Annotated in this window: 27 protein-coding genes, 1 tRNA gene and 1 riboswitch; of the genes, 14 read left to right on the top strand and 14 right to left on the bottom strand. The window is 70.5% G+C overall.

The annotated features are described in order from the left end of the window. Positions 1-4 precede the first annotated feature (4 nt). Both AB4030_RS13705 and AB4030_RS13700 read left to right on the top strand, forming a co-directional pair. Complete coding sequence (locus tag AB4030_RS13705) at positions 5-400, top strand: cold-shock protein (RefSeq protein WP_344253457.1); 396 nt, start codon at positions 5-7, stop codon at positions 398-400. 4 nt (positions 401-404) lie between these two features. Then, a complete protein-coding gene (locus AB4030_RS13700) occupies positions 405-1,226 on the top strand; it encodes a DUF3027 domain-containing protein (protein ID WP_442279756.1) in 822 nt (273 codons plus the stop codon). Between the two features lie 66 nt (positions 1,227-1,292). On the opposite strand, the gene AB4030_RS13695 is transcribed toward AB4030_RS13700, so the two are convergent. Then, positions 1,293-1,565 carry a DUF2530 domain-containing protein gene (locus tag AB4030_RS13695; protein WP_442279755.1) on the bottom strand — a complete coding sequence of 91 codons (273 nt, stop codon included), beginning with the start codon at positions 1,563-1,565 and terminating at the stop codon, positions 1,293-1,295. 58 nt (positions 1,566-1,623) lie between these two features. On the opposite strand from AB4030_RS13695, the gene AB4030_RS13690 reads away from it, so the two are divergent. The 3 genes from AB4030_RS13690 to AB4030_RS13680 all read left to right on the top strand — a co-directional run bounded on the left by AB4030_RS13690 (position 1,624) and on the right by AB4030_RS13680 (position 5,061). After that, the gene (locus AB4030_RS13690) at positions 1,624-3,126 is read left to right on the top strand and encodes an NCS2 family permease (RefSeq protein WP_442279754.1); all 1,503 of its coding nucleotides are present in this window, start codon (positions 1,624-1,626) and stop codon (positions 3,124-3,126) included. A 202-nt stretch (positions 3,127-3,328) separates the two neighbouring features. After that, a complete protein-coding gene (locus AB4030_RS13685) occupies positions 3,329-3,778 on the top strand; it encodes a MarR family winged helix-turn-helix transcriptional regulator (protein ID WP_442279753.1) in 450 nt (149 codons plus the stop codon). After that, positions 3,775-5,061, top strand: coding sequence for an MFS transporter (locus AB4030_RS13680; protein ID WP_442279752.1), 1,287 nt, complete (start codon positions 3,775-3,777; stop codon positions 5,059-5,061). Before AB4030_RS13685 ends, AB4030_RS13680 begins: the two co-directional genes overlap by 4 nt. Positions 5,062-5,221: 160 nt before the next feature. Here AB4030_RS13680 and AB4030_RS13675 read toward each other — a convergent pair whose 3' ends face one another. Together AB4030_RS13675 and serC are read right to left on the bottom strand one after the other, a co-directional pair. After that, positions 5,222-6,568, bottom strand: a complete 1,347-nt coding sequence (locus AB4030_RS13675; protein ID WP_442279751.1) for a lytic transglycosylase domain-containing protein — start codon at positions 6,566-6,568, stop codon at positions 5,222-5,224. Between the two features lie 235 nt (positions 6,569-6,803). After that, positions 6,804-7,928 carry a phosphoserine transaminase gene (gene serC / locus AB4030_RS13670; RefSeq protein ID WP_442279820.1) on the bottom strand — a complete coding sequence of 375 codons (1,125 nt, stop codon included), beginning with the start codon at positions 7,926-7,928 and terminating at the stop codon, positions 6,804-6,806. Positions 7,929-8,210: 282 nt separating this feature from the next. Between serC and AB4030_RS13665 the strand changes: the two genes are divergently transcribed. After that, on the top strand, positions 8,211-8,474 hold the full coding sequence (locus AB4030_RS13665) for a hypothetical protein (protein ID WP_442279750.1): 264 nt from the start codon (positions 8,211-8,213) through the stop codon (positions 8,472-8,474). Positions 8,475-8,486: 12 nt separating this feature from the next. Here the strand turns inward: AB4030_RS13665 and AB4030_RS13660 are convergent, their stop codons facing one another. Further along, entirely contained in the window at positions 8,487-9,608 is a 1,122-nt protein-coding gene (locus tag AB4030_RS13660; protein WP_442279749.1) for a citrate synthase 2, read from the bottom strand. A 166-nt stretch (positions 9,609-9,774) separates the two neighbouring features. Between AB4030_RS13660 and AB4030_RS13655 the strand changes: the two genes are divergently transcribed. Beyond that, positions 9,775-10,329, top strand: coding sequence for a pentapeptide repeat-containing protein (locus tag AB4030_RS13655; protein WP_442279748.1), 555 nt, complete (start codon positions 9,775-9,777; stop codon positions 10,327-10,329). A 160-nt stretch (positions 10,330-10,489) separates the two neighbouring features. Here the strand turns inward: AB4030_RS13655 and AB4030_RS13650 are convergent, their stop codons facing one another. Then, positions 10,490-10,894 carry a hypothetical protein gene (locus AB4030_RS13650; RefSeq protein ID WP_442279747.1) on the bottom strand — a complete coding sequence of 135 codons (405 nt, stop codon included), beginning with the start codon at positions 10,892-10,894 and terminating at the stop codon, positions 10,490-10,492. A 108-nt stretch (positions 10,895-11,002) separates the two neighbouring features. Here AB4030_RS13650 and pdxH point away from each other — a divergent pair, with 108 nt between their 5' ends. Then, the gene (pdxH, locus tag AB4030_RS13645) at positions 11,003-11,719 is read left to right on the top strand and encodes a pyridoxamine 5'-phosphate oxidase (protein WP_442279746.1); all 717 of its coding nucleotides are present in this window, start codon (positions 11,003-11,005) and stop codon (positions 11,717-11,719) included. Positions 11,720-11,874: 155 nt separating this feature from the next. Here pdxH and AB4030_RS13640 read toward each other — a convergent pair whose 3' ends face one another. After that, the gene (locus AB4030_RS13640; protein WP_442279745.1) at positions 11,875-13,029 is read right to left on the bottom strand and encodes a hypothetical protein; all 1,155 of its coding nucleotides are present in this window, start codon (positions 13,027-13,029) and stop codon (positions 11,875-11,877) included. 67 nt (positions 13,030-13,096) lie between these two features. On the opposite strand from AB4030_RS13640, the gene AB4030_RS13635 reads away from it, so the two are divergent. From AB4030_RS13635 to AB4030_RS13620, 4 genes are all read left to right on the top strand, one after another. Continuing rightward, the gene (locus AB4030_RS13635) at positions 13,097-14,335 is read left to right on the top strand and encodes an MFS transporter (RefSeq protein ID WP_442279744.1); all 1,239 of its coding nucleotides are present in this window, start codon (positions 13,097-13,099) and stop codon (positions 14,333-14,335) included. Positions 14,336-14,364: 29 nt separating this feature from the next. Beyond that, positions 14,365-15,060, top strand: coding sequence for an iron dependent repressor, metal binding and dimerization domain protein (locus tag AB4030_RS13630; protein ID WP_442279743.1), 696 nt, complete (start codon positions 14,365-14,367; stop codon positions 15,058-15,060). Between the two features lie 206 nt (positions 15,061-15,266). After that, positions 15,267-15,431, top strand: a riboswitch (cyclic di-AMP (ydaO/yuaA leader). Between the two features lie 2 nt (positions 15,432-15,433). After that, positions 15,434-16,291, top strand: a complete 858-nt coding sequence (locus AB4030_RS13625) for a C40 family peptidase (protein WP_442279742.1) — start codon at positions 15,434-15,436, stop codon at positions 16,289-16,291. A 98-nt stretch (positions 16,292-16,389) separates the two neighbouring features. Then, positions 16,390-17,070, top strand: coding sequence for a DsbA family oxidoreductase (locus AB4030_RS13620; protein ID WP_442279741.1), 681 nt, complete (start codon positions 16,390-16,392; stop codon positions 17,068-17,070). A 34-nt stretch (positions 17,071-17,104) separates the two neighbouring features. On the opposite strand, the gene AB4030_RS13615 is transcribed toward AB4030_RS13620, so the two are convergent. The 4 genes from AB4030_RS13615 to AB4030_RS13600 form a co-directional block, all read right to left on the bottom strand. Beyond that, a complete protein-coding gene (locus AB4030_RS13615; RefSeq protein WP_442279740.1) occupies positions 17,105-17,416 on the bottom strand; it encodes a carboxymuconolactone decarboxylase in 312 nt (103 codons plus the stop codon). An 85-nt stretch (positions 17,417-17,501) separates the two neighbouring features. Beyond that, positions 17,502-17,900, bottom strand: a complete 399-nt coding sequence (locus AB4030_RS13610; RefSeq protein ID WP_442279739.1) for an SHOCT domain-containing protein — start codon at positions 17,898-17,900, stop codon at positions 17,502-17,504. Positions 17,901-18,386: 486 nt separating this feature from the next. Continuing rightward, positions 18,387-18,767, bottom strand: a complete 381-nt coding sequence (locus AB4030_RS13605) for a hypothetical protein (RefSeq protein WP_442279738.1) — start codon at positions 18,765-18,767, stop codon at positions 18,387-18,389. 79 nt (positions 18,768-18,846) lie between these two features. Then, a tRNA-Arg gene (locus tag AB4030_RS13600) sits at positions 18,847-18,922 on the bottom strand. A gap of 668 nt (positions 18,923-19,590) precedes the next feature. Between AB4030_RS13600 and AB4030_RS13595 the strand changes: the two genes are divergently transcribed. Then, the gene (locus tag AB4030_RS13595) at positions 19,591-20,073 is read left to right on the top strand and encodes a hypothetical protein (protein ID WP_442279737.1); all 483 of its coding nucleotides are present in this window, start codon (positions 19,591-19,593) and stop codon (positions 20,071-20,073) included. Positions 20,074-20,637: 564 nt separating this feature from the next. Here AB4030_RS13595 and AB4030_RS13590 read toward each other — a convergent pair. Together AB4030_RS13590 and AB4030_RS13585 are read right to left on the bottom strand one after the other, a co-directional pair. Further along, positions 20,638-21,918, bottom strand: coding sequence for a cation:proton antiporter (locus AB4030_RS13590; protein ID WP_442279736.1), 1,281 nt, complete (start codon positions 21,916-21,918; stop codon positions 20,638-20,640). A gap of 6 nt (positions 21,919-21,924) precedes the next feature. Continuing rightward, positions 21,925-22,335 carry a hypothetical protein gene (locus AB4030_RS13585; RefSeq protein ID WP_442279735.1) on the bottom strand — a complete coding sequence of 137 codons (411 nt, stop codon included), beginning with the start codon at positions 22,333-22,335 and terminating at the stop codon, positions 21,925-21,927. A 294-nt stretch (positions 22,336-22,629) separates the two neighbouring features. Here AB4030_RS13585 and AB4030_RS13580 point away from each other — a divergent pair, with 294 nt between their 5' ends. Then, positions 22,630-24,210, top strand: coding sequence for an FG-GAP-like repeat-containing protein (locus tag AB4030_RS13580; RefSeq protein WP_442279734.1), 1,581 nt, complete (start codon positions 22,630-22,632; stop codon positions 24,208-24,210). Between the two features lie 62 nt (positions 24,211-24,272). Here the strand turns inward: AB4030_RS13580 and AB4030_RS13575 are convergent, their stop codons facing one another. Further along, complete coding sequence (locus AB4030_RS13575; protein WP_442279733.1) at positions 24,273-26,327, bottom strand: amylo-alpha-1,6-glucosidase; 2,055 nt, start codon at positions 26,325-26,327, stop codon at positions 24,273-24,275. Then, positions 26,324-26,722: an SCP2 sterol-binding domain-containing protein gene (locus AB4030_RS13570; RefSeq protein WP_442279732.1), complete on the bottom strand. Its 399-nt coding sequence runs from the start codon at positions 26,720-26,722 to the stop codon at positions 26,324-26,326. The genes AB4030_RS13575 and AB4030_RS13570 overlap by 4 nt, the downstream gene beginning before the upstream one ends. Positions 26,723-26,964: the final 242 nt, after the last annotated feature.

Below are 26,964 nucleotides of genomic sequence, written 5' to 3'. Positions count from 1 at the left end.
GACTGTGCCGACTGGCAAGGTCAGGTTCTACGACGCGGACAAGGGCTTCGGATTCATCTCCGAGGACTCCGGCGCGGACGTCTTCCTGCACGCGAACGCGCTCCCCGAGGGCGTCACGACCCTGAAGAAGGGCGTGCGTGTCGAGTTCGGCATCGTCGAGGGACGCAAGGGCGCCCAGGCGCTGTCGGTCAAGCTCCTCGACCCGGTCCAGTCGGTCGCCGCCAACATGTCCGCCCGGGAGCGCAAGACGCCCGAGGAGCTCGTGGTCATCCTCGAGGACGTCGTGCAGCTGCTCGACGGCGTCGGCGAGGGCTACCGCGCCGGACGCCGCCCCGACCGCAAGCTCGCCTCGAACGTCGCGCGCGCCCTGCGCGGCCTCGCGGACGAGCTGGAGAAGTGAGCTGATGACCGTCACCGCCCCCAAGACGGACGCCGTGCTGCTGGCCGCGTCCGACCTCGCCCGCAGCGTCCTCGAGGAGGTCGCCGAGCCCGGAACCATCGGCGCCCACCTCGGCATGGACCTGCTCGAGGAGCGCCTCGGCATGCACTGGTTCGAGTGCACGTCGCCGGGCTACCGCGGGTGGCGCTGGGGCGTCAGCGTCGCCCGGGTGCAGCGCGCCAAGGTGGCCACGGTCTGCGAGACCAACCTGCTCCCCGGCGCCGACGCCGTCCTGGCCCCCGAGTGGCTGCCGTATGCCGACCGGCTCGCCCCCGGCGACCTCGGCGCCGGCGACGTGCTGCCCTTCCGGCCCGACGACCCCAACCTCGAGGCCGGCTTCGAGGCCACCGGCGACGAGGACGTCGACCAGATGGCCTTCTTCGAGCTCGGCCTCGGCCGGCCGCGCGTGCTGTCGGCGGAGGGTCGCGAGTCCGCCGCGACCCGGTGGTACTCCGGCGACCACGGTCCCGAGTCCGAGGTGGCAGCCAAGGCGACCGCGCACTGCACGACCTGTGGCTACTTCCTGCCGATGGCGGGCGCCCTGCGGGTGACGTTCGGCGTGTGCGCCAACGAGTGGAGCCCGTCCGACGGCCGCGTCGTCTCGCTCGACCACGGCTGCGGTGCGCACTCCGAGACCGACATGGACCACCCGGAGCCGACGTCGGTCGGTGAGCCGATCGTCGACGAGTTCGCCGTCGACATCGAGCCCACCGAGCGAGCGTCCGAGGGCGAGGGCCAGCGGCCGACCGAGGAGCAGCACGGCTCGGACGACCCCGTCACCGACTGACGAGGGACCTCGACCTCGGACGAACCACCCGGCATACCCGGGTGGTTCGTGTCGTTCGGGGGCAGCTCAGGCGGCGTCGCGGGCGTTGCCGCGCCCACGGCGCACGTAGACCCAGCCGAGGCAGCCCAGCACGAACCCGGCCACGCACGTCCATGGCCACCAGTCGCGGTCGCCCTGGTGCAGGGCGGGGACGACGAGCGTGACGACGAGGGCGACGACCCAGACGGCGAGCCCGACCTCGATGATCCGCAGCATCGGCACGTGCAACGGCTCGATCTGCCCGGGGCTCGTCGGGTCGGCGGTGGCCGGCGGCACGTCGGGGGTGGTCTCATCGGTCACGCTCCCAGCCTATGGTCTCGTGACAGGCGCGAAACGCGCCACCACTAAGGTGTGCGCCATGTCGACGGATACGCGCATCACCCCCACTCCTACACGGACCGGGCTCGACGACTTCTTCAAGATCACCGAGCGCGGGTCGACCGTCGCCCGTGAGGTCCGCGGCGGCGTCGTCACCTTCTTCACGATGGTCTACATCGTCGTGCTCAACCCGATCATCCTCTCGGGCGTCGTCGACGGCTCGGGCTCGATGATCGGCGGCACCAACGACCTGGTGCGCAGCAAGCTGCTCGTCGCAGTCGGGACGGCCGTCGTCGCGGGCGTCATGTCGATCCTCATGGGTCTCGTGGCGAACTTCCCGATCGCGCTCGCGGCGGGCCTCGGGATCAACGGCCTCATCACCGGGATGGTGCTGACCCACTCGGCAGAGAAGATCACCTTCGCCGACCTCATGGGTCTCGTCGTCATCGAGGGCGTCATCATCCTCGTGCTCGTGCTGACGGGGTTCCGCAAGGCGGTCTTCAAGGCGATCCCCGGACCGCTAAAGGTCGCGATCTCCGTCGGCATCGGCCTGTTCATCGCCTACATCGGCGTCATCGACGCCGGCTTCGCGCGCCGGCCCACGACGCCGGGCTCGGTCCCGAGCGAGCTCGGCATCGGCGGCAGCCTCGACGGCTGGCCGACGCTCGTCTTCGTCGTCGGCGTCTTCCTCATCGCGGTGCTGCTCATCCGCAAGGTCAAGGGCGCCATCCTCATCGGCATCGTCGCGGCGACGGCGCTCGCGATGGTCCTCGAGGCGATCTTCCACATCGGGCCGCGTGTCTTCGACAAGTCGGGCGCCCTGACCAACCCGTCGGCGTGGGCCCTGACGGTCCCGAAGCTGCCAGACACCATCACCAACACCCCCGATCTCGGCATCCTCGGCCAGTTCAGCCTGCTCGGCTCGTTCGAGAAGATCGGCATCGTCACCTCGATCATGTTCGTCTTCTCGCTGTTGCTCGCCGACTTCTTCGACACGATGGGCACCGTCGTCGCCATCGGCACCGAGGCCAAGCTCCTCGACGAGGACGGCAACCCGCCCCGCACCGACCGCATCCTCGTCGTCGACTCGGTCGCGGCCATCGCCGGTGGGGCCGGTGGCATCAGCAGCAACACGTCCTTCATCGAGTCGGCGTCCGGCGTCGAGGAGGGTGCTCGCACGGGTCTCGCGTCGGTCGTCACCGGCGTGCTCTTCCTGCTCGCGACGTTCCTCGCGCCCCTCTTCGCGGTGGTCCCGTCCGAGGCCGCGGCCCCGGCGCTCGTCATCGTCGGGTTCCTGATGATGACGCAGGTCAAGAACATCGAGTGGGACGACATGGAGGTCGCCCTGCCGGCGTTCCTCACGATCGTCCTCATGCCGTTCACCTACAACATCACCGTCGGCATCGGCGCGGGCTTCATCGCCTGGGTGCTCATCAAGATCGCCCGCGGCAGGACCCGCGAGATCCACCCGCTGCTGTGGGTCGTCGCGGCCTTCTTCGTCGTGTACTTCATCAAGGCGCCGCTCGAGTCGATGCTGACCTGAGCTCCTCTGCTGCACAGGGTGATCGGGTGCGCCACGTCGCCCGAGCCCGTATGCCGTGAAGGCCCCCTCCCGCTCGGGAGGGGGCCTTCACGGCGTCCCCCGGTGCGGAGTGGCGCACCCGGGTTGTCCAGGGTTGGGAATGGTTAGCCGAGGTAATGAGTTAGGCTAAGTATCTCCAGACTGTACTTCCGAGGATCCGCCCTTGACTGCCAAGAACCCCATCGCCCAGCTCTCCAGAGCTGAGCTCGTCTCTCTCTCCAACGACATCCGACTGGCCTGCATGCGCATCTCGCGGCGGGTCCGTTTCGAGTCCGACCGCGAGCTGCCGCCGCACCAGTTCTCGGTGCTCTGCCGGCTCGAGGCCACGGCTCGCACCAACAGCGAGCTGGCCGACATCGAGCGCGTGTCGGCGCCGAGCATGAAGCGCACGACGAACATGCTCGTCGAGCGCGGCTACGTCTCCCGCGCGGACGACCCCACCGACGGACGACAGGTCATCCTGTCGCTGACGACGGAGGGTCGCCGGGCGCTCAAGCGCATCCGCAAGCACCGCGACGAGTGGATGCTCGCGCGCTTCGAGCAGCTGACCGACGACGAGCGGGAGCTGCTCCAGCGCGCCGCCGCCGTCCTGGCCAAGGTGGCCAGCGAATGAGCCCCACCTTCCACTCGCTCTCGATCCCCAACTACCGCATCTACGCCTCGGGCGCGATCGTCTCCAACGTCGGCACGTGGATGGGCCGTGTCGCCCAGGACTGGCTCGTGCTCACGGTCCTCACCGACCACTCGTCGACCGCACTCGGCATCGTGACGGGCCTGCAGTTCCTGCCGTTCCTCATCCTCGCGCCGTTCGCGGGCATGCTCGTCGACCGTTTCCCCAAGCGACGCATCCTCTTCCTCACGCAGACGGCCCTGCTCGCGACGGCCCTGCTCCTCGCGGTCCTGACCGCGACGGGCGTCGTCGAGCTCTGGCACGTCTACGCGCTCGCCTTCGTCCAGGGCGTCGCGACGGCCGTGGACAACCCGGCCCGGCAGACGTTCGTGTCGGAGATGGTCGACACCGAGCACCTGCCCAACGCCGTCGCCCTCAACAGCGCCTCGTTCAACCTCGGCCGACTCGTCGGGCCGGCCGTGGCCGGCCTCGTCATCGCCTGGTTCGGCATCGCCCCCGCGCTCTACATCAACGCCGGGACGTTCGTCTTCGTGCTCGTCGCGCTGCTGCGGATGAACACGAGCCTGCTGACCCCGTCGCCCCGCGCCCGGGGCAAGGGGCAGATCCGGGAGGGACTGCGCTACGTCAAGGGCCGACCGGACCTCGTGCTCATCATGGCTCTCGTCTTCGTGCTCGGGACGTTCGGCATGAACTTCCAGCTCACCATGGCGCTGATGGCCACCAAGGTCTTCGACAAGGGCCCGGGGGAGTACGGCCTGCTCGGCTCGATCATGGCCATCGGTTCGCTGACGGCCGCCCTGCTCTCGGCGCGCCGGGCACGGCCCCGGATGCGGGTCCTGCTGGTCGCCCTCGCCGGCTTCACGGTGTCGACCGCGTTCCTCTCGACCGCGCCGAACTACGTCATGTTCGCCGTCTTCCTCGTGCCGACCGGCCTCGCCGCCCTGACCGCCCTGACCACCGCCAACGCCATGGTCCAGGTCAGCGTCGACCCCGTCATGCGGGGCCGGGTCATGGCGCTCTACATGGCCATCTTCATGGGCGGCACGCCCATCGGTGCCCCGGTGATCGGGTGGATCGGTGACGTGTGGGGTCCCCGTTGGACCATTGCCATCGGCACGGTCGCGGTCGGCCTCAGCCTGGTCGCGGTGGCCCTCTGGGTCTCGCGTCGGCAGAATGTCGCGGTGACCATCCAGACGCACCGTCGCCCCAGGCTCCGCATCCAGCTCGCCTCAGAGGTGCCCACAGCCCCCGAGGTCACGAAGTGAACTTCAAGTTCCGCCACCGGATCACGGTGGCGGCGCTCCTGCTCTTCATCGCGATCGCCGTGATCGCCGCGCTCGTCCACCGCTGAGCGGTTGACGAGCGCGGCCAGCGCTCCACGAGCGCCGGTCTGCAGCACCCGGCCCGGAGGCCCGGAGCGGCAGCTCAGCCGAGCAGACCGCTGGTCGGGCAGGTGACGACCTTGTCCACGAGGACGCAGACGACCTTGGCCTTGAGCGGGTCGAGGACGCGCACGAGGTCCTTGGGGTCGCCGGGCAGCAGCGGCAGGTGGGGCAGGGCGAGCAGGCGGACGATCTCGGCGGTCAGCGTCGGCACGGGCAGCGGCGGAACCGGAGGCAGCGGCGGAACCGGAGGCAGCGGGACACCGGGCACGGACGGCAGGGGCACCGGCAGTCCGGGGGACGGCTTGCTCGGCGCTGGCTGGGGCGCCGGCTTGGGCTGTGCGGACGGCTTCGGAGAGGCCGAGGGCTGCGGGCTGGACGGTCCGGGTGACGGCTTCGCCGAGGAGCTCGGGGTGGGGTGTGCGCTCGACGAAGCCGTCGTACGGGGGGCCGGCGAACCGGCATACGCGAAGCCCGAGCCGTCCGGGGTGGCCGAGCCACTGCCGGCGGCCGGGCGTGCAGCGGGAAGCGCGCTCATCGGGACCACGGTCACGCCGCGGCGGTACGCGTCGGCGATGGACAGGACCGTCCGGACGTAGGCGTCGGACTGGTTGTAGCGCATCACGGCCTTGTAGGCGGCGCCGGGCTGGCGCAGGTCCGTGCCGCCCGAGCACAGCAGGACGCCGGCACCCGTCACGGCGTCGGTGAGGCTCTGCGGGTTGGCGACACCGTCACCGTCACCGTCGCGTCCGGCCAGCTTCCACGAGGACGGGATGAACTGCATCGGCCCGACGGCGCGGTCGTAGACGGGGTCCCGGTCCAGGGCGCCGCCGTCGGTGTCGGTGATCCTGGCGGTGCCCTGCGAGCCGTCGAGCGGGATCCCGATGATCCCGGGACGCGCGATGCCGCTCGCGTCGAGGACGTTGCCGCCGAAGCGCGCGTGGTTGCTCTCGACCCGCCCGATGGCGCCGAGCAGCGCCCAGTCGACACCGCAGCCCGGCTTGATGCCGTCGAGGACGCCGGCAGCGCGCTGGTAGGCGGCGAGGGCCACTGCAGGTATGCCGTTCGCATCCAGACGCACGGGGGCGAGCGAGGCGATGGCCGAGATCGCACCTCGCGCCTCGGGCGGCACGTCGACGCGCGCGTAGTCGGAGGTGAAGGTCTGGTAGATCGGGGGCAGCTGCATCGGCGCGGGGGCGGGACCCGCCTGCGGGTAGAGCGGGCTGCCCCCCGTGATGGCCTGGTCGGGCACGGTGATGGCCGAGGTCGGCTGGACGGAATCGGTGCCGCGGGTGGCGGCGAACGTGATGCCGGCCGTGACCAGGGCGATGACCGGAACGGCGGCAGCGACCCGGCGCGCGGTGGTGCCTGCGCGGACGATGCGGACCATGGGAACTCCTCGATGCACTTCGCCGCCCCCGTTGGCGGTCTGCTCAGGTCAACGAGCGACCTACCCGAAGGTCACGCCCCCGACCGCCCCCATCGAAACTCCCCAATCGAAAGAGCAATCCGCCCGCGCCCCCACAATCGAAAGAGCGATTCGTCCGCCTCCGCGCGAAGGTCACCTTCACGCGATTGCGGACGAATCGCTCTTTCGATCTGGACGGCCGATCTGGACGGCGCGGTCAGCTGAGCGCAGAGACCACGTGGTCGACCGCCTGCGTCAGCTTCGTGACGTCCTCGGGGTCGACGGCCGGGAACATCGCGACGCGCAGCTGGTTGCGGCCGAGCTTGCGGTAGGGCTCGACGTCGACGATGCCGTTGGCGCGCAGCGTGCTGGCGACCGCTGCCGCGTCGATCGAATCGTCGAGGTCGACGGTGCCGACAACCTGCGAGCGGGCGGCGGGGTCGGCGACGTAGGGGGTCGTCCAGCTCGTCCGCTCAGCCCAGTCGTAGAGTCGGCTCGAGGAGTCCTTGGTGCGGGCGGTGGCCCAGTCGAGGCCGCCGTTGCCGAGCATCCAGCGCAGCTGGGCGTTGAGCAGGGCAAGGGTGCTGAGCGACGGGGTGTTGTAGGTCTGGTTCTTCAGCGAGTTGTCGATCGCGGTCGGCAGGCTGAAGAAGTCAGGGACCCACCGGCCGGTGGCGGCGATCTGCTCGACGCGGGCCAGGGCTGCGGGGGAGAAGGCCGCGAGCCACAGGCCGCCGTCGGAGGCGAAGCACTTCTGCGGGGCGAAGTAGTAGACGTCGGTCTGGGTGATGTCGACGGGCAGGCCGCCCGCGCCGGACGTGGCGTCGATGAGCACGAGCGCGTCGTCGTCGGCGCTCTCGACCCGCTTGACCGGCGCCATGACGCCGGTCGAGGTCTCGTTGTGCGGCCATGCGTAGGTGTCGATGCCGGGCTCGGCGTGCGGCGTCGCGAGGGTGCCCGGGTCGGCCTTGACGATCGTCGGGGTGCCGAGGAACGGCGCCGCCGCGGTCACGTTGCCGAACTTGCTGGAGAACTCACCGAAGGCGAGGTGCTGCGAGCGTTCGCGCACGAGGCCGAAGGCGGCGATGTCCCAGAACGCGGTCGAGCCGCCGTTGCCGAGGATGATCTCGTAGCCCTCGGGCAGGGAGAAGAGGTCCCGCAGGCCCGATCGGACCTCGCCGACGAGGTCCTTGACCGGCGCCTGGCGGTGCGAGGTGCCGAGCACCGTGCGGCCGAGGGAGCTGAGGTAGTCCAGCTGCTCAGGACGCACCTTGGAGGGGCCGGACCCGAACCGTCCGTCGGCGGGCAGCAGCTCGGCCGGGATGGTGATGGACGGGGTCACGGCTGGCGCTTCGGTCACGGATTCACCTTGGGAGTGCGGCCACGTGACGAGCAGGTGGCGGACGTGTTGATGGCGGATGACACCGTTGTCACCGCGGCCATTGAACCCCAGGCGCCCACCCCTTGGACACTGGTGATCGTTGCGTGGACACCCCGCGGCGTGCGGCTGTCCCTTCGATGCGGCCGAGCACTACGCGCAAAATCGTTGTCTCCCCACCCGACCGGCGGGATGCTGGAAGGGCCGGATCGCTCGCCGGCGGTCCGGCCTCAGGAAGGGCCGATCATGTTCCTACGTAACGCGACGCGCTCGCTCGCCGCACTGATGGCGGCCAGCGCGGGACTGGTTCTCGGTGTGGCGACGGCTCTCGCCGCCGAGCCGATGTCGGAGGCGACAGGGAGGTCCGGCCTCTGGCCCCCGGTGCCCCGTCTCGCGCGCCCGGTCCTGGCTCCGGACGGCCTGGTGGACTGGGTGTTCGGAGCCGCCCTCCTTGTGGTGGCGACGGTGGCGTTCGCGTATCACCGGCGTGACGGTGGATCGCCGGACTGACGCATCCGCCACTCAGCGCGAGATGTCCGGCGTCCAGCCGGCGACGTCCTCGGGCTTGCGCGGACCCTCGCCGATGTAGCGGGACGACGGCCGGATGAGGCGGCCCGTCTGCTTCTGCTCGAGGATGTGCGCCGACCACCCGGCGGTGCGGGCGCAGGTGAACATGGGGGTGAACATCGCGGGCGGCACCTCGGCGAAGTCGAGGATCACGGCGGCCCAGAACTCGACGTTGGTCGCGAGCACGCGGTCGGGCCGGCGCGCGTGCAGCTCCTCGAGCGCGGCCTTCTCGAGGGCGGCAGCGGCCTCGTAGCGCGGGGCGCCGAGCCGCTCGCAGGCCGAGCGGAGCACTCGGGCGCGCGGGTCCTCGGCGCGGTAGACGCGGTGCCCGAAGCCCATCAGGCGGTCGCCCTTGTCGAGCACCCCCTTGACGTAGGCCGCCGCGTCGCCTTGCTGCTCGACGCCGTCGAGCATGTGGAGCACGCGCGAGGGCGCCCCACCGTGGAGCGGCCCGGACATGGCGCCGACGGCTCCCGAGAGGGCTGCAGCGACGTCCGCGCCGGTCGAGGTGATGACGCGAGCCGTGAAGGTCGAGGCGTTCATGCCGTGCTCGGCGGCGGAGACCCAGTAGGCGTCGACGGCCTCGACGTGCTTGGGGTCCGGCTCGCCGCGCCAGCGGATCATGAAGCGCTCGGTGATGGTGCGGGCCTTGTCGACCTCGCGCTGCGGGACCATCGGCTTGTCGAGACCGCGCGCCGACTGCCCGACGAACGACAGGGCCATGACGGCGGCACGGGCCAGGTTGTCGCGCACCTCCTCGGCGTCGATGTCGAGCGTCGGCTTGAAGCCCCAGACCGGCGCGAGCATGGCGAGCGCGGACTGGACGTCGACGCGTACGTCCCCGGTGTGCACGGGCAAGGGGTAGGGCTCGGCGGGCGGGAGCCCGGGGTCGAACTCGTTGTCGACGAGCAGGCCCCAGACGTGGGCGAAGTCGACGTGGCCGACGAGGTCGTTGATGTCGACGCCGCGGTAGCGCAGCGCCCCGCCCTCCTTGTCCGGCTCGGCAATCGTCGACTCGAAGGCGATGACGCCCTCGAGGCCGGGCTTGAAGTCGGGGTCGGGCGTGCTGTCTGCCATGTCGGTCCTTGCTGTGCAGGCGGTACCACCGCGGTGTGGAGGGCCGTCAGCCGTCGATGCCGGGAGCGTCGGTCGTGGCTGCCAGACTCACCGTATGCCGTCAGCCGCCGACCAGACGCTCTTTGGTGAAGCCGTTTTCACCACTCGAGACCAACACCACGACGCCGTGCGATTCGAGGGCACGGACTTCACCGGCGCGCACGCCGAGGGCCACAGCTTCCTCGAGTGCTCGCTGTTGGGGGGCACGCTCGACGAGGCGCACCTCGAGGGGTCGCGCTGGTCCGAGTCCGAGTGGCAGCGTGTCGCCGGCGTCGGCCTGAGCCTCGTCGAGGCGAGCCTCGTCGAGACGACGATGGAGGGCTGTCGCCTTGCGGCCGTCTCGGCCTGGGGCTCGACGTGGCGGGACGTGACGGTCCGGGGCGGCAAGGTCGACTTCCTCAACCTGAGGGGCGCCCGGCTCAAGGATGTCGCCTTCGTCGACTGTGTCGTCGTGGAGCTCGACCTCCAGGAGGCGACGGTCGACGGGCTGTCCTTCGAGGGCTGCACGCTGGTGTCGCCGACCTTCGGGCGAGGGAGGTATGCCGCCCTCGACCTGTCCGGAGCCACGCTGCGGTCGCCGGTGGGCCTGGCGGCGCTGCGAGGCGCCACGATGAGCCGCGCGCAGGTCATCGACCTGGCCGACGCCCTCGCCGCCGAGCTCGGCATCGCCGTCGCCGACTGAGCACGGGCCGGCGGGAGCACGCTGGGCCCCCGGCCTCCACGTCACTGCTGCATGGGGTGCAACGTGACGTAGCGAGCGGGCATGGTCACCTGGTGGGCGGCGCGGTCCGGCGGCTACGTCAGTGCTGCGTGGGGCGCAGCAGTGTCGTAGGCCCGCCGCGTCAGTTGATCTGGTTGGGCTTGGCCCGACGCAGGGCCGCGGCGGCGGCGTCCTTGGCCCTGGCGGTCGCCCTGACCTTGTCGTCCGGCCGGATCCGCTTCGTCAGGTCGGCGCGCTCGACGAGGGTGGTGACCAGCATGTCGGTCGCCGGGTGCACGCCGACCGCCTCGTCGCCGCTGAAGACGACCCAGTGGGCGGCGTCGCCCTTGTAGACCTTGAGGATGCTGCCGTCGGCGAGCGACCTCGCGTGATCCATCGCCTGGCGACGGGCGCGTTCGCTCGAGATCGCCTTGTTGGCAGCCTCCTTGGCGGGCTCGCGCAGCGCCTGGGTGGCCACCCAGATCTGGGGGCCGTACTTGATGCCGAGCTTGACGCCCTGGGTGACGAGCTTGCCCTTGCCTGCCATGGTGATGACTCCTCACCGCCCCGGGCGGACCGGGACTGTCGCCGGGACCGCGCGCGCCGTGGCCTGACGTCCGCGCGGACCTTCTCGGGCCAACCCTAGTCTGGGGTCATGGACAGCTCTTCTCGCGACTCCGCCCCCGGGGCCGTCGCTGCCGTACGTCGTGTCGACTACTCCGGCGACGGTCTCGTCGAGTCCGATGTCGCGGCCTCGCCCTACCTGCAGGTCCGGTCCTGGGTCGATGCCGCCGTCACGGCGGCCGCGGACCGCGACGACGTGCCCGAGCCCGCGGCCCTCTCGGTCGCCACCGTCGACGCGACCGGGACACCGGACGTGCGTACCGTCCTGATGCGCTTCCTCGACCCGCGTGGGCCCGGTTTCGTCACCAACCTGGACTCGGCCAAGAGCCAGCACCTGCAAGCCAACCCGCGGGTCGCGGCAGCGCTCACCTGGCCGGCCCTCTACCGCGCGATCCGCTTCCGCGGCACCGCCGAGCTCATCGGCCGCGACGAGGTCGAGGCGTACTTCGACTCCCGGCCCTATGGCTCGAGGCTCTCCGCCTGGGCCTCGGACCAGTCGCGTCCCGCCGCCGACCGGCACGAGCTGGAGCGCCGGTGGCAGGAGGTCCTCGAGCGCTTCCCCGACACCGGCGGCGACCACGACGTCCCGGTGCCCGACTTCTGGGGCGGGTGGCGCATCGTGTGCGACGAGGTCGAGTTCTGGGCCGGGCGGCGCAACCGGCTCCACGATCGCATCGTCTTCCGCCGCACGGGTGACGGCGACCTCGCCGACGCCGGGTCGTGGACGAGGCTCCGGCTCCAGCCCTGAGTCCCGCCCACACCCCGGAGACGGAACAGGGCAGCCCGACGAGTCGGACTGCCCTGCTTCATCCCTGGGTGTGGATGGGGACGCGGCTATCGCGTGGCCACCTCACACGCTCCGGAAGAAATCACTTCTCGGATCACCTCCCTTCGGTTTCGATGTCACGACCGTACGTCGGGTCCGAACGAGGCTGCAAGACCTTTGTTCGCAGGCCGGATCGACAGGCGCCCACCTCGGGATCCGGCGCGACCGCGGTGCGGGGCGGACGAGAAGGGCAGCACGCCCGACTCCGAGGCTGTCTCACCCTCGTCCTCGGCCGGATGGGGCGCGGACAGGCTCGCGCCCCCGACGAGCATCGCGAGCAGTACCGGCAGCTCGAGGTATGCCGCGTAGCTCGAGAGGGCGGCATACACCGTCCAGCCCTGGGCGAAGTAGAGGCCGAAGAGCACCGCGAAGACCGCGGCTGCGACGAAGCCGGCGGCCCAGACCCGCGGGCCCGTCGCCCACGGCAGGCGCGCCTCGAAGGCAGCCGTCGCGTCGGGAGCCACCCGCGGCATGAGGGCCACCCAGACGACGTAACTCATGGTCTGCAAGAAGGCGGAGACGGTGAGCAGCCGCAGGCCCAGGACGGTCGAGGCGGTGCCGGGCAGTGCGCTGGCCGCCAGGACGGAATCACCGTCGCCGACGACGCTGCGCACCATGCCGGGGTCTGCGGTCAGCCACCCGTCGATCAGCCCGGTCAGGATGAGGGCCGGGATCGCGACGACCCAGAGCACCTGCACCGCCCGGAACGCCCGGCGTCCCCGGCGCGAGGTGATCCGGCGGGACCACTCCCAGAGGAAGAAGAGCGGCACGACGTGGTGGAGGTGGGCCAGCACGACGACGTGGTGGTCCGGGAAGGTCAGCGACGCAGCAACCGCGACACCGATGACCACGCACGCCGCCACCAGACGGCGGCCGACCAGCACGTGGCGGGCGGCGGCGAGGAGGACGGCGTAGCCGAGAACGATCTCCGCGAGCACCGCCGGCCGTCCGACGACGCCGACGAGGAGGCGGCAGACCACGATGCCCGTGACCAGTGCGACCAGCAGGTCGAGGAAGGGACGGCTCAGGAGCCCCCCGAAGCGCCCGACGACGTAGCGGACCTCGAGGAGGTTGTGCAGGACCCCGAAGAGGATGAGCCCGATGACGGCCGTCACCATGGGAGCCCCGAGTGCGGCCGCCAGCGACAGGGCGACCGACCCGAGCATGACGAGCGTGATCGACAGCGAGCGCGTCACCGCGCTCGCTCCACTCGCCACCTCGCCCGCCGCCACCCGCCCATGTTTTCGTCGGCAGGTCGGGCGGGCCACCGGAGAAACCCAATCGTTAGGGTCCTGTGGCGTGACCGAGATTCGCGGGGACGGCGTGCAGGAGCCCGGCGGCCTGCGCGCGATCGCGCTGTCGGCATACGGCCCCACCCTCCTCGGGTCGACGGGCGCGGGGGCGGTGTCGCCGATCATCGCCGTGTCGGCGCGCGAGCTCGGCGCCTCGGTCGGGGTTGCCGCCCTCCTCGTCGCGATGATGGGCGTGGGTCAGCTGCACGGCGACTTGCCCTCGGGCGCGCTCGCCGCGCGCATCGGTGAGCGCCGCGCGCTGCTCGTCGCCGCCGTGATCGAGGCGGCCGGCATGCTCGTCTCGGCGCTCGCGGGCGGCCTCGTCATGCTCTTCGTCGGCGTCCTCGTCATCGGCCTCGCGGGCTCCCTCTTCGGGCTGGCCCGGCAGGCCTACCTCACCGAGGCCGTCCCGGTCGCGATGCGGGCGCGGGCGCTGTCGACCCTCGGCGGGGTGCACCGCATCGGCTACTTCGTCGGACCCTTCATCGGCTCGCTCGTCATCGCCGCCTGGGGCACGGAGTCCGCGTATGCCGTGGGCGGCGTCGCGAGCATCGCCGCCTTCGTCCTCGTCCTCCTCGCGCCCGACATCACCGGGTCGGCGCATCTACTCACCGGCGGCGGGCCCCCGCGCAGCGTGGCGTCGGTGCTCCTGCAGCACCGGCACGTCCTGCTGACGCTGGGCACCGGAGCCATGTGCGTGGCCGGCGCGCGTGCCATCCGCGAGGCCCTCGTCCCGCTGTGGGCCGAGTCGGTCGGTTTCTCCCCGGCGCAGACGTCACTCGTCTTCGGCGTGGCCGGCGCCATCGACATGGCGCTCTTCTATCCGTCGGGGTGGCTCATGGACCGCCACGGTCGGGTGGCCGCTGCCGTGCCGAGCATGCTCGTGCTCGGTCTGGGGATGGCCCTGATGCCGCTGGCGACGAGCCTCGTGGCCGTGACGGCCGCCGCCACCGTGCTCGGCATCGGCAACGGTCTCGGGGCAGGCCTCATCATGACCCTCGGGGCGGACGCGTCCCCCGCGGACGGGCGAGCCCAGTTCCTCGGCGGCTGGCGCCTCTGCGCCGACCTGGGAAGGGCCGCGGGCCCGCTGGCGTTGTCAGGGCTGAGCGCCATCATGTCCCTCGGTGCCTCCGCCGTGGTGCTCGGTGCGGGTGCCGTCGTCGGGGCCGGCTGGCTGCGCCTCTGGGTGCCACGGCACGACCCGACCCGGGTTCGCGATCGTGACCCGGCGACGAGCGGTCCGTGAGCGCTCCCCGACTCTGAGAAGGTATGACCGTGACGGACCTGATCGACACCACCGAGATGTACCTGCGCACCATCTTCGAGCTCGAGGAGGAGGGCATCGTGCCCCTGCGCGCGCGCATCGCGGAGCGTCTCGGCCACTCGGGCCCCACCGTGTCGCAGACGGTGGCCCGCATGGAGCGCGACGGGCTCGTCGCCGTCTCGGGCGACCGTCACCTCGAGCTGTCCGACCACGGACGGCTGCTCGCCACCCGTGTCATGCGCAAGCACCGGCTGGCCGAGCGCCTGCTCGTCGACGTCATCGGCCTCGAGTGGGAGTACGCCCACGACGAGGCCTGCCGGTGGGAGCACGTCATGTCCGAGAAGGTCGAGCGCAAGATCCTCGGCCTCATCGGCGAGGGCCTCGAGTCGCCCTACGGCAACCCCATCCCGGGGCTCGACGAGCTGGGCGTGCGCCAGGACGCGGACTTTCTCACCGGCCTGGTCACCTTGGCCGCGGCGGTGGGCGACGCCCCCGCGGTCGTGACGATCCGGCGCATCGGCGAGCCCGTGCAGGTCGACCCCGAGGCGCTGGCGCTGCTGACGAGCGCGGGGGTGATGCCCGGCGCCCGGGTCGCGGTCGTGCGCGACGGTGCCCGTGTCGTCGCCGTCCGGGAGGGCAGCGAGCCGTCCACGGGCGTCTCCCTGCCCTACACGGTCGCCGTCCACGTCTTCTGCCAGTCCGTCTGACCAACGGGAGTCGTCAGGGTTTGCCCGGCATTGCACGGTCGATATGTGTGGTTATGCCACATCTTGGCCGGGTGTTTGAAAATCCTTTACTTCCGCGTGGCATCGGGGTGACAAGGCCCACTGACTTGGGTACGGTGGGCGAACTTGCTCTCCCCGTCGAGCGAGTGCCCCGGGTCGAACCGCCTAGTCCTGCCATCGACCACGTGGCTCGGCACGAACCGCATGGCAGGAGCGGGGGAACCACTTTCTCCGGGCGTCGAGAGACGCCCTTGGGGTGAAGCCCTCCGTGGACCGAACCTGGTCCGAGCGAAGGCCGGGCAGTACCTCCAGCCCGAACCCGACAGCTCACCTCGCAGGCGTCGAGAGGTCAACCGTGGCTCAGAACGTTCCCGGGCGCCATCGCGCCCCCGGTCGATTCAACGCGATCGCAGAGCTCAAGACGATCGCCAAGGAGTCTGCTCAGCCCGCCGTGAAGGGCGCCGCGATCGTGGCGGCCACGGGTGGCCTCGTCGCCTCGTTCGCCGGCACGGCGAACGCCGCCGACGGCACGAGCAGCGTCACCGCGCCCGCCGCAGTGGGCCCGCAGGTCGGCACCCCGGCTGCCGGCAACGCCCTGTCCTCGATCGGCTACGCCGCGCCCGCCCTCAAGCAGGCCCAGGTCAAGCCCCTCGTGATCGAGGACATCCAGGTCAAGACCGAGCGTGCCGCCCAGCAGAAGGCCGCCGATGAGCTGGCCGCAGCCCAGGCCGCGAAGCAGGCTGCAGCCGACCAGGCCGCCGCCGCGCAGGCCGCCGCTGCTCGTCAGGCCGCCACGCAGCGCGCCTCGCGCTCCACCTCGGCCCAGCGCCCCGCGCTCAACGCCGCTCCGGCTGCGGCCCCCGCCCCGGCACCTGCCCCGAGTGCCAGCGGCATCGTCGGCATCGCGCAGTCGCTCTTCGGTGTGCCCTACGTCTACGGCGGCACCACCCCCTCCGGCTTCGACTGCTCGGGCTTCACCTCGTACGTCTACCGCCAGGCCGGCATCTCGATCCCGCGCACGGCCTCGGCCCAGCAGTCGGCGGCCACGCGGGTCAGCAGCCCCAGCCCCGGCGACCTGGTGTTCTTCGGTACGCCTGCCTACCACGTGGGCATCTACGTCAGCCCGGGCCGCCTGATCGACGCCCAGCGTTCCGGCACGACGGTCGGCAACCACTCGATCTGGACCACGCCCTCGGGCTACGGCCGCTTCTGAGCGACACCTCTCACGCCGCATACGTGATGCCCCCACCGACGTCGGTGGGGGCATCACGCATCTCCCGGCCCGGCAGGCGCCCGTGGTTGACTGAGTCGATGACCGACCAGCCTGCTGCCGAGTCCACGACCCTCATCGAGCTCGACCTCTGGGGCGACCTGACCTGCCCGTACTCCTGGATCGCCAAGCGCCGCGTCGAGGCTGCCGTCGCAGCCTTCGAGCGACCGCACGACGTCAGCGTGCGCCTGCGCTCCTTCGAGCTGCACCCCGACGTGCCGGTGGGCGGCCAGGTGCCCGTGGACGAGCACCTGTCGATGCAGCACGGTGACGCGGGCGCCGGTCGGCTCCTCAACGCCAAGGCCAGCGAGGTGGCCCAGGCTGACGACCTCGTCTTCGACTGGGACCGCGCGGTGCGCGCCAACACCTTCGACGCCCACCGGCTGTGCGCCCTCGCCGGGGAGATGGGTGGGCCGGCCCTGCGGTCGGCCGCGGTCGAGCGCTTCCACGCGGCCCACTTCACCGAGGGCCTCGCCATCGACGACCACGAGGTCCTGCAGCGCCTTGCGGCCGAGTGCGGACTCGACGAGCGTCGCGTCTCCGCGGTCCTCGCCTCCGAGACGTATGCCGAGCACGTGCGGGCCGACGAGGAGCAGGCGCGGTCCATGGGAGTCACGGCGACACCGTTCGTCGTCGCCAACGGGTATGCCGCGGTGTCGGGGGCACATCCGGTCGAGGACTACCTCGCGCTCCTGCGCGGGGTGGCCACCCAGACCGTCTGACCTTCGCCGGGCCGCCGGGGCCGCCGGACCACGGTCAGGTGTCGTCTGCGGCGCCTCCGGCCTGCGCCTCCGCCTCGAGCTCCGCCTGGACCGCGGTGGCGATCATCAGGCCGAGGGTCGTGGTGATCTTCTCGCCGGCTGACATGGCCTTGGGGCCGCCGATGATGGGCGCCACGGCAACGAGCACGCTCTGGGCGTCCTCCAGCGTCAGCTCGGTGTCGGCGGCCGCCGCGATGTTGAGCACGTACGAACTGGCGGGGGCGTCGACGGCCGCCAGCGCGGCCAGGCGTACGAGCATGAGCACCTCGGGGCTGAGGTTCGCCCGTACGACGGATGCGGCGGTCATGTCCGCGATGGTGTCGATCAGTGGCGTTTCGTCTGACATGGTGCGTTCCTCTCGGTCGTGGAAAACTTTGGTCGGGCGGACGGCGTCAGGCGAGGGCCTTCGCCTTGAGCCCGTCGAACTCCGACTGGGTGATGGTTCCCGAGTCGAGCAAGGCCTTGGCGTCGGCGATCTGCGAGGCAGGATTGTGGCTCGTCGTCCCCGCTACCTGCTGGATGTAGTCGGCCTGCGCGGCCTGCCGCTCGGCCGCGGCGGACATCTGCCGCTTCGTCATGCTCCGGCCGCGGGCGATCAGGTAGATGAGGGCGCCGAGCCAGGGCAGGAAGATCAGGACGATGGACCAGCCGGCCTTGGCCCAGCCGCTGAGCTCGGAGTCGCTGAAGAGGTCGAAGATGCACCGGAACCACACCATGATCGCGGCGATCCAGATGAAGAACCAGAAACTCCAGAGGAGGACCTCCCCGAAGCTGTTGGTCATGGAGTCCATTCGTTGCTCCCTAGGTTCGTGTCCGTCGGGCGCCGGTCTGCCTGGTGAGCGCAGCTGCGACGCCAAAAGGACGTGATGTGTGGCCTGCAAGTCAGGCCCACAACCCCAGACTCGGCCGCCGCAAGGGGGGACGCATCGCCCGTCTCGGGTGAGATGTGCGCCGTCGCCTGGGGGCCCTGGGGAACCGTCTGGAGCCGCTTGGGCACGAGAACGGGCTGGAAGGCCCCGTCGATGTCTGCGGCCGGGGACGCGGGGTGCGGTGGATCTGCGTGACGATGGCGTCGGCTCGAGGTACCCGTCCTCGGTGGGAGCACGGATGCTCGCGACACCTGTTGCGCCAGCCCGGCATCCCAGGACCCGGCCGGGGGAAGCAGAGCGGGGATCGCTTGCCGTGGCCGGCGGATCAGCCTCTGCGGATGATGCCGCGCACGCTCGTCGCGGTCCGAGACCCCACGACGTCCTGCTGACGGCCCGCGGTCCGCCTCGTCACTTGAAGTAGGCGAAACCACCTGCTGCTTCGACACGATTCGAGCTGTCGAAGCCGACCGCAACACGTGTCGGATCGGGCCAGCCGACCTTCGCGAACTCCGCCCGCACCGCGTCACGCATCTCGTCGAGCCACTCGCGCAAGCTCGAGGCGAGCCGGGCCTGGATGCCCGCCAATTGTCCGGGGACGGGGAAGTACCACTCGGGCAGAACGTCGTCCGGCGCCCCTGCGAGGAGGACCCAGACGACGAGGTTCTCAGTCCCGATCTCGACGGCGCCGTACCAGAACACCGACTCGACGTGCACCCCGTCCCGGGCCTCTTGCTCGAGGATTGCTCGGGCCGCCCCCACTGCGTCCTCCGCTGCTTGCTGGGCGTCCACGGGAGGGACTGTAGCCCCGAGCCAGCAGCGGCACGACGAATCAATCAAGCGTGCGCGCGAGCGTGAGCGAGAAATGAGTTGGTGCCCCCGGCAAGATTCGAACTTGCGACACCCGCTTTAGGAGAGCGGTGCTCTATCCCCTGAGCTACGAGGGCGGGGCATGGCTGAAACCCTCACTGGAAACCTCGCTGCAAGGGTCGCTGTAACCCTCGCTGTAACGAGGCCCGTCGGGCCGGCCAACGGGGACAGGCTACTGGACCTCTCCGGCGCTTTGGTGCAGGGCAGCCCACGGCGCCACGAGACGCACCATCAGCGGCGTGAGCTGTAGACGCAAGTGGGTGTGTCGGGAGACGTCGTGAAGCCCTCGTCATGGCCGGGATGGTCTGCCGTCGCTGATGGTGATGAGGGGGGCAAGCCCCGCCCGCGCTGCGAAGGCGCGGGCCGATCGTGTGATCACGCAGCCGCGCTTGGTGCGAGCCGCCGGGCGTCAACCCCCTACTACTTGGCGCAGTCTTGACGCTGCCCGGCGGAGTTGCGCATGGCTGCCACCGGCGCCACGACGCGCACCATCTGCGGCAAGTCGGACGAGCGGAGCCGTCTTCAGCGCGGCATGAGCAGCAGACGCCCGGGGGTGTCGGGAGAGCCCACGGGCGGACCGCAAACCCTGAATCGAGCGCCCGTCCAGACCTCCGCAGACGCGCGCAGGCCCTCCCTTCGCTTGAGGAGTGATTCTGGTTGCTGTCGCGCTGGTGTGGGTGACCGGACACCGGGCGATGCCCCGCCTCCGCCGCGCCGGCTTGGTATTCGCGGTGTCCAGCCCGGCGTGAACCGTGCTGGCAGCGCCGTCGTCACCCAAAGTGAGAACATCGCGATTGGAGGTCGGATCATGCACCACGCGGGCAGGAACCACCTCGTCACCGTCGCCGCGGCGGCAGCATTCGCTCTTGCGGGCTGTACCTCCACCGGCGGCGGCCTGATCGGCGGCGCCAGCCCGACAGCGGCTCCGACCGGCTCCGCGGCGGCGAAGGGCACGCCGGTCAGCGTCGTGGAGAAGGAGTTCTCGATAAGCCTGACCCCAGCTACGCTGACCGCCGGCACCCACAGTTTCACCGTCCACAACGAGGGTTCATTCGCGCACAACCTCAACATCCAAGGGCCCGGGGTGAGCCAACAGACCACGGCGACGGTGTCACCGGGACAGGCGGCTGTGCTGACCGTGACGCTCCAGAGGGGCTCGTACGAGCTGTGGTGCTCTGTCGACAGCCACAAGGATCGCGGCATGGACCTCACGCTGTCGGTCGGGTGACGGCGCGCCGCCTCGGTCGGGTTTCGCACTAAGACGCAAGAGGCCTGATCGCCCCGCTGGGGTTGTAGGAAGGGTCGACCTGATCGATTCCGGCAAGACGCCGGTAGGTGTGATCCACCACCAAGAGGGCCCATGGATTGGGGCCGGCGAAGTGGCGCCCTCAGTGGCCGAGCGAGCTCCGTGCGGGAACTGGTGCGGCAGGCCCGCGCCAACGATGTCGTCTTGACTGGCCCGGACTTGCGGCTCAAGGTGCTGCCAGGACCGTGATCGAGACGGCGGCCGGCATTCTCTTGCAGCGTGGTTCGCGCGCAGGATCCGGTGCATGGCGGACATCGAGCACAGGCAGGTGCCCCCGTCCAGCAGCGTCGCCCAAGTCTGCGCGACGGACTTGTCGACGAACCGGTCACCGGTCAGCACCGCAAGCACGTGCGCCCGATCGGCCCAGCAACCGCCACGCCTTCGCTATGGAGGCGAGAAGGCGGCATACGGCGTGCGGTGAATCTCCCGGTGGGGAATGGTGCCGCGGTGTCGTCGACAGGCCATCCATGGGCTGTCGACGAGCGGCTATTCGACTGACGGTGCCCTGACATCGGCGGCACCGTCGGGGGAAGGTCCTCCTCTCGGGGATTGCGGATGTTCGCCAGCACGGGAGGTAGACGCTGGCGCGGCCGGATCGGGTGCCCCCGGTGCCGGCAAGGGAGGCCCAGCCGCGTCGGCCGTGGGCGCCAGCGCCTTGACTCGCCCGGAGAGTACAGCCGTTGCCACGATCGTCATCAGCGCCCCGAGGAGCATCGCGGGCCCTTCGCCCGAGCTGAGCAGGCCGAGCGTGCTACCAAGCGTCGCCGCCGCGACAGGTACGCCGAGCTGGGCTGCGGTGATGAGGGCGGCCGGCCATGGCTGACCGGTGACCACCATGACACCGTGCACGAGCAGCGCTGCGGTGCCGAGGCTCAGCCCCAGCACGATGGCACTCGGGTGGCTCCCCAGCTCGCGCAAGTCCAAGGAGGCGCCGAGCCACACGAAGAAGATCGGCGCGAAGAACCCCTCCGTCACGGCGAAGAGCTGTTTGGCCACGCGACGTGGCTCGCCGACCGCGGCGACAGCGATGCCGGCGGCGAAGCCCGCCAGCATGACCGACACGTGGGTGGCCGTGGCCACCGCCGCGAGCCCGAAGAGGATCGCGAGGGAGGCCCGGAGCTCGACGGCCAGGCTCCGCTCGTGCGACACCTCACGCACCCGCCGCTCCCGACCCGACCCGACGAACCACCGCAGGAAGAGCCAGAGCAGCCCGGCGCTGGCGATGACCGCGAGCGCACCGAGCACGGCGCGCCCGGCGTGCACCGGGTCAATGGCGAGCGGGAGCGCCACGATGCAGGCTGCGTCTGCGACCGCCAGCTGCGGTAGCAGTTGCACCATCGTCGGGCCGGTCATCGGGGTGCCGTCGAGCACCGGGAGCACGAGGCTCGCTGAGGACGAAGCGAGCAGCACGGCATACAGGGCCGCATGGGCCGTGCCGAAGACGTGGGCGAGGGCCCACCCGGCCGGTACCGCGAGCACGCCGACGGCGACGGCTCTCGTCAGGCCCCACGGCAGTCCGGCGCGCAGGGCGGGGTCGCGCACCGGCACGTGCGTGCCCGCGACGAACATGACGAGGGCAAAGCCCACCTCGCCGAGGAAGCTCAGCGTCGGGTCGCTCGGGTGGAGCACTCGCAAGCCGGTCTGCCCGAGCACGATGCCCACCACGAGCTCGCCGATGACCACGGGGAGGTGCAGCCACCGTGAGAGGGACAGGATCGGGCCGAGGATCGCGACGAGACTGATCAGGGCCAGTGCGGCGAATCCCATGGCGGCTCAGCGCAATCCGGAGACGTCGATGATGCGGACAGGGATGTCGGTGTTCTCGTCGGTGAGGTAGCTGGCGCACACCCGGTGGTAGCCGTCAGCGATCTGCGCCGGGCGTCCGGTGCGGAGGTCGCCGCGCACGAGCAGTACCGGCGAGAGCGGGTGTCCGGCGCGCACCTTGGCCAGGTCGGAGGCGACGTGTGGGTTGCTCTCGGGCAGCACGTCGAGCCGAGCGGCGCGCAGGATGTCTTTCGCCTTGAACTCCGCGGATGCGGCCGAGCGGAAGGCGGCCTCGGCTGCCTCGACGACCGTTGCTTCGGCAACGAGCGAGAGGTAGGAGCTCGCCGCCGGGTAGTCGTGCTCTTCGGGCTCCCCGAGCCAAGCGACCGCTGGGGTTTCGTCGTGGGACCGCTTGGACATGGTCATCCTCCTCGGCGGGATCGCGTGGCGGCACTGTACGCCGGGTGGCCTCGTGGCGGCTGCGAACCGGTAATGGCGACCGCGTGCGGGAGCAGTGAGCCATTGACGCGATGTTCGGATTCGGCGGACGAAAGGCTTTTCTGCGGATATCGTCCGCCAAGCCCCATGTCCTTATTGCGGTTTTTGTGCAATGCGGCGGTCCCCTTCCTTGAGGCATCGTCACCAAGGAGTGTGGTCCGATTCCGCCCCAAGCGCCTGAGAGGCACCGCCTTGACCAACCTTTCCGCTCGCATCATGCGAGCGCGCACGAACCGCCTCATCGGGGGGCCTCTCGCCGTGGCGGCCGCCGCCGCGTTGGCGGTCGGCGCACCAGCCACGGCGGCTCAGGCCGCGACGAGCTGCAACGTCGGCCTGGCAGGCACGACCATCCGCACCGCGCCTGGCTACGGCAAGACGGTCGCCCTGACCTTCGACGACAGCTCGGCCGCGGACATGACCTCGGTCCTGGCGATCCTGCGCAAGAACAACGTGCGGGCGACGTTCTTCGACATCGGGTCCGAGGACGCCAAGATGCCCAACGTTCTGAGGGCCGCGGTGCGTGACGGCCACCTCGTCGAACCGCACTCGTGGCACCATGACTACCCGTCAGCGGCGAACGGCAACTGGTCCATCCCATATCTGACCCGAGAGGTCGTCGCCACGGCTGCCCAGCAGCGGGCCGTGACCGGGCGCCAACCCTGCTTCTTCCGTCCCCCCGGCGGCCACATGGTCAACGTGCCGGCCGTGATGCGGGCCCAAGGCATGCAGGCCGTCCTCTGGTCGGTGGACTCGCGTGACTGGACCGAGCAGCGCACGTTGACTGCGGCAGCCACGGCCGGCATCGTCCAGCGGGCGACCGACCTGCGCTACGCGGACCGGAACCATCCGATCGTGCTCTTGCATGACGGCAAGATGTCCCCCGAGCCTGGCGGCCACACGTTCCTGGACCGCCCGAACACCAGTGCGGCACTCCCGAAGATCATCGAGTGGTACCGAGCGCGGGGATACCGTTTCGTCGCCATGGACGGCACGTCCGGACTGAACCCTGTCCCGGTCGCCTACAACCCCGCGCCCTCCGGGGTCGGCTTCACCAGTGACGCTCGCCCGGACATGCTCGCCGTCACCAGGACCGGCGACCTGAACCTGTATGCGGGCAACGGCGCCGGTTACGTCACCGGCCCGACGAAGATCGGCGCGGGCTGGTCCATCTTCAACGGCGTCTATGCGACCGACTGGTCAGGTGACAAGAACCGCGACGTCCTGGCGCGCACGAGCACCGGGGACCTGCGCATGTATCGCGGCACCGGCTACGGCACCGTCGACGGGGCATGGGTCAAGATCGGCTCCGGCTGGAACATGTACGACACCGTCCTGACCCCGGGCGACGTCACCGGCGACGGCAAGGCGGACCTGCTCGGGCGAACCCCGTCGGGTCTGCTCAACCTTTACCGCGGCAACGGAGCCGGCGGCTTTGACGGGCCGGGCGTCAACGTCGGGACCGGCTGGGCGACCTACGACCGGCTCGTCCCCGGTGACTTCAACGGCGACGGCACGTCGGACCTGTTCGGTCGCACCCGAGACGGGAACCTGTGGTTCCTGCCCGGCACCGGCAACGGCCACTTCGGCGCCCGGGTCAAGGTCGGTCCCGGGTGGAACATGTTCTCCCACATCTTCTCTGCCGGCGACCTCGACGGCGACGGCAGGGCCGACGTCTCGGCGATCACGCCGGGCGGCACCATGTTCTTCTACGCGGGCGTCGGCGACGGCACTCTCCAGGACTGGTCCTCACACCAGCCGACTGGGTGGACGTTCCCGGTCGTCATCGGGGTGAACTGAACTGACCCTCAGGGCCGCTGTACGTGCAGGCCGCGATGCCGCAATCTCCGGAGGGGCGCGTCTCACGACTGCTGGTCGACCTCGACCAGCCCGCGGCCGAACGCGTCGATGCGGCCCCACCGGCCGGGTATGTCCAGCAGCTCGATCCGGCCGAACGGGACCGGCACGGCCGGGTCGACGATGAGGTGGTCGTCGATGGTCTCCAGCCCCAGCATGGTGCGCAGGAACAGGAGCGGTGCGCCGGTCGACCAGGCCTGCGGGCTGCAGGCGGTCGGGTACTGGACCGGATACCTCGTCAGCGAGCGCTCGTAGCCGCCGAACGCCTCGGGCAGTCGGCCCTCGAAGAAGTCCGCGGCGTCGAGCACCCCTGCAGCGACGCGGGCGGCCTCTGTCCTGAAGCCGTAGCGACGCAACCCCCACGCGATGAAGGAGTTGTCGAAGGGCCAGACCGAGCCGACGTGATAGCCGATGGGGTTGTAGCGCGCCTCGCCCTCGGCCAGCGTGCGGATTCCCCACCCGGAGAACAGCCGCGGTCCGAGCAGGTGCCGAGCGATGGCGGGCGCCTTTGCGGTGTCGACGATTCCGCTCCACAGCAGGTGGCCGATGTTGCTGGAGAGGGCGTCGACGCGTGACCCGTCCGGACCAAGCGCGAGGGCGTAGTACTCACCGTCCTCCACCCAGAAGTCGCGGTCGAAACGGGCTTTGAGGTCCGCGGCCTGCCGCTCGAGTTCTTCGGCGAAGTCGGCGTCGTCCCAGAACAGGCGCGCGAGACGTGCGGCCCGCACCTTGGCGTCATAGGCGTAGCCCTGCAGCTCGCAGGTGGCGCGCGGGAACCCGGGCAACCGGCCGTCACGGTAGGAGATCGAGTCCCACGAGTCCTTCCAGCACTGGTTCTCGAGACCGGTCTCCTCATTGCGCCGCTGGTACGAGATGTAGCCGTTGCCCTGGAGATCTGCGTAGGTGTCGATCCAGTGGAGCGCGGCCCGCGCCTCCGGCTCGAACTCGCGGACGAGGTCGCTGTCGCCGCTCCACCGCTCGTACTCGTCGAGCAGGACGAGCCACAGGGGTGTCGAGTCCGCGGAACCGTAGTACGGCGAGTGGGGGCGTTCCTGGAATGCCGTCAGCTCCCCGTAGCGCATCTCGTGCAGGATCCGGCCCGGGTCCTCGTCGCGGAAGTCGTCGACGCGGCTGCCCTGCCAGTCGCCGAGCACGCGCAGGGTCGTCGCCGCGAGCTCCGGCGTGAACGGCAGGGCCTGCAGGCTCGTCAGGATGCTGTCGCGACCGAACATCGTCATGAACCACGGCAGGCCCGCCGCCGGAAGGCTTCGGGCGCCGGCGATGACGGGCGAGAAGCGCAACGCCGCGAGGTCGACGAGGCTGCGCCGGTAGGTCGCGGCGAGATGCTCCGAGTCCGTCACCAGCCGGGGCGCGGCCGACAGCCACGCGTCCAGCTCATCCAGCCGGTTGCGGCGCGTGCTGGAGCCGGTCCCGGGCTCGATGAGGACCGCCTGGGCGCCGGGTCGCACGGTGGCCGTTCGGACGTAGAGCTCGGTGGTCCAGGACGCGTGCGGCTCGATCCGCACGTCGAACTCCAGGCCGGCGTCGTCGACCTTCGCCGGGGCCTCGGAGGACGAGACCATGGTTGCCCGAAGGAACGTGTCCCGTTCGTACGAGATGACCAGCGTCCCGTCCTCCACCCGCGTCCCGTACGTCCCTTGCTTGCCGAGGGCGTCCTTCACCTCGAAGAGGTCGGCGAAGTCGCAGCCCACATCGATCCGGACCGCGAGGTCGACCGCCTTCTCCTGGTGGTTCAGCAGGGTGATGCTCTCCGTGAACCCGTCGCCGACCGCGCGCTGCCGGATGACGGTGAGGTTCGCGTTGACATAGACGGTGCCGGTGCCCGGGACGAGGAAGAACCGCGTCTCGAAGAAGTTCAGGTCGTCGGTGGACAGCGCCGTCAACCGTTGGGCGTCCACGGTGAGCACCCAGCGCGAGAGGAACCTGGTGTCCCACGCGAAGAGCCCTGCCGGGTCGGTGGCAGACGCCTCGATGTCGCCGCGGCGGTCGCTCACCACGAAGGTGTTGCCGTCGAGGATCCGCACGAGTTCGTCGGTCATGTCGGACGATCCCTTCCTGAGGAGGGGGCGGAGGAGGGGCTGGGGGAGAGGCGCGGGCCGGACGCGTCGACCGGCATGCAGGAGAACAGCCGTTGCGTCAGCACCAGCAGCTCGGGGTCGCCCTCGACCGTCAGCGCGCCACGCAGCAGGGACGCCATCGTGCTCGTCCGGCCGCTGACGAGGTCGTCTAGCTCGGCGCGGCTGCAGGTGCAGGTGGCATCCGCCGGAGCATCGTCGGCCGACACCCGCAGGTCACCGTGGTCGATGGTCACCAACCGGTCGACGGGATCCTGGCCGTCCGCGGCGACGAACCGCACGCGCGCGCTCACTCGCCGCAGCAGCGGTTCGTGGCCTCGGCGGGCCAGCTCGTCGAAGAAGTCCGCACTGGATGACATGGTGATCGCCTCCTCATTCAGGCTAGCCACGGGGGTGGACGCCTGTCGGCGAATCGGCGACGCCCACGTTTCCCGGTGGGACGCGATCGCAGGCTTGCGGTTCGTGGCCGCGGGTCTCGTGATGACCCCGGCCATGGGCGTATGCCGCCTGCTGGCCGCCGATTCCTCCGCGCGGTGGTCTGTCGGTGGCAGGAGTACCCGGAATCGTTCGTTAGCCTGCTGGAATGACCGACGCCCTCAGG

This window comes from Terrabacter sp. 2YAF2, from assembly GCF_052114705.1.
Taxonomy (GTDB): domain Bacteria; phylum Actinomycetota; class Actinomycetes; order Actinomycetales; family Dermatophilaceae; genus Terrabacter.
The sequence above is the reverse complement of the archived record's forward strand: the minus strand, read 5'-3'. Positions and strand labels throughout refer to the sequence as shown.

Excerpts from the sequence above, each read along its gene's own strand:
- AB4030_RS13700 (WP_442279756.1), top strand. The coding sequence starts at position 405 with ATGACCGTCACCGCCCCCAAGACGGACGCCGTGCTGCTGGCCGCGTCC.
- AB4030_RS13690 (WP_442279754.1), top strand. The coding sequence starts at position 1,624 with ATGTCGACGGATACGCGCATCACCCCCACTCCTACACGGACCGGGCTC.
- AB4030_RS13680 (WP_442279752.1), top strand. The coding sequence starts at position 3,775 with ATGAGCCCCACCTTCCACTCGCTCTCGATCCCCAACTACCGCATCTAC.
- AB4030_RS13675 (WP_442279751.1), bottom strand. The coding sequence starts at position 6,568 with ATGGTCCGCATCGTCCGCGCAGGCACCACCGCGCGCCGGGTCGCTGCC.
- AB4030_RS13665 (WP_442279750.1), top strand. The coding sequence starts at position 8,211 with ATGTTCCTACGTAACGCGACGCGCTCGCTCGCCGCACTGATGGCGGCC.
- AB4030_RS13660 (WP_442279749.1), bottom strand. The coding sequence starts at position 9,608 with ATGGCAGACAGCACGCCCGACCCCGACTTCAAGCCCGGCCTCGAGGGC.
- AB4030_RS13650 (WP_442279747.1), bottom strand. The coding sequence starts at position 10,894 with ATGGCAGGCAAGGGCAAGCTCGTCACCCAGGGCGTCAAGCTCGGCATC.
- pdxH (WP_442279746.1), top strand. The coding sequence starts at position 11,003 with ATGGACAGCTCTTCTCGCGACTCCGCCCCCGGGGCCGTCGCTGCCGTA.
- AB4030_RS13620 (WP_442279741.1), top strand. The coding sequence starts at position 16,390 with ATGACCGACCAGCCTGCTGCCGAGTCCACGACCCTCATCGAGCTCGAC.
- AB4030_RS13615 (WP_442279740.1), bottom strand. The coding sequence starts at position 17,416 with ATGACCGCCGCATCCGTCGTACGGGCGAACCTCAGCCCCGAGGTGCTC.
- AB4030_RS13610 (WP_442279739.1), bottom strand. The coding sequence starts at position 17,900 with ATGGACTCCATGACCAACAGCTTCGGGGAGGTCCTCCTCTGGAGTTTC.
- AB4030_RS13590 (WP_442279736.1), bottom strand. The coding sequence starts at position 21,918 with ATGGGATTCGCCGCACTGGCCCTGATCAGTCTCGTCGCGATCCTCGGC.
- AB4030_RS13585 (WP_442279735.1), bottom strand. The coding sequence starts at position 22,335 with ATGTCCAAGCGGTCCCACGACGAAACCCCAGCGGTCGCTTGGCTCGGG.
- AB4030_RS13580 (WP_442279734.1), top strand. The coding sequence starts at position 22,630 with ATGCGAGCGCGCACGAACCGCCTCATCGGGGGGCCTCTCGCCGTGGCG.
- AB4030_RS13575 (WP_442279733.1), bottom strand. The coding sequence starts at position 26,327 with ATGACCGACGAACTCGTGCGGATCCTCGACGGCAACACCTTCGTGGTG.
- AB4030_RS13570 (WP_442279732.1), bottom strand. The coding sequence starts at position 26,722 with ATGTCATCCAGTGCGGACTTCTTCGACGAGCTGGCCCGCCGAGGCCAC.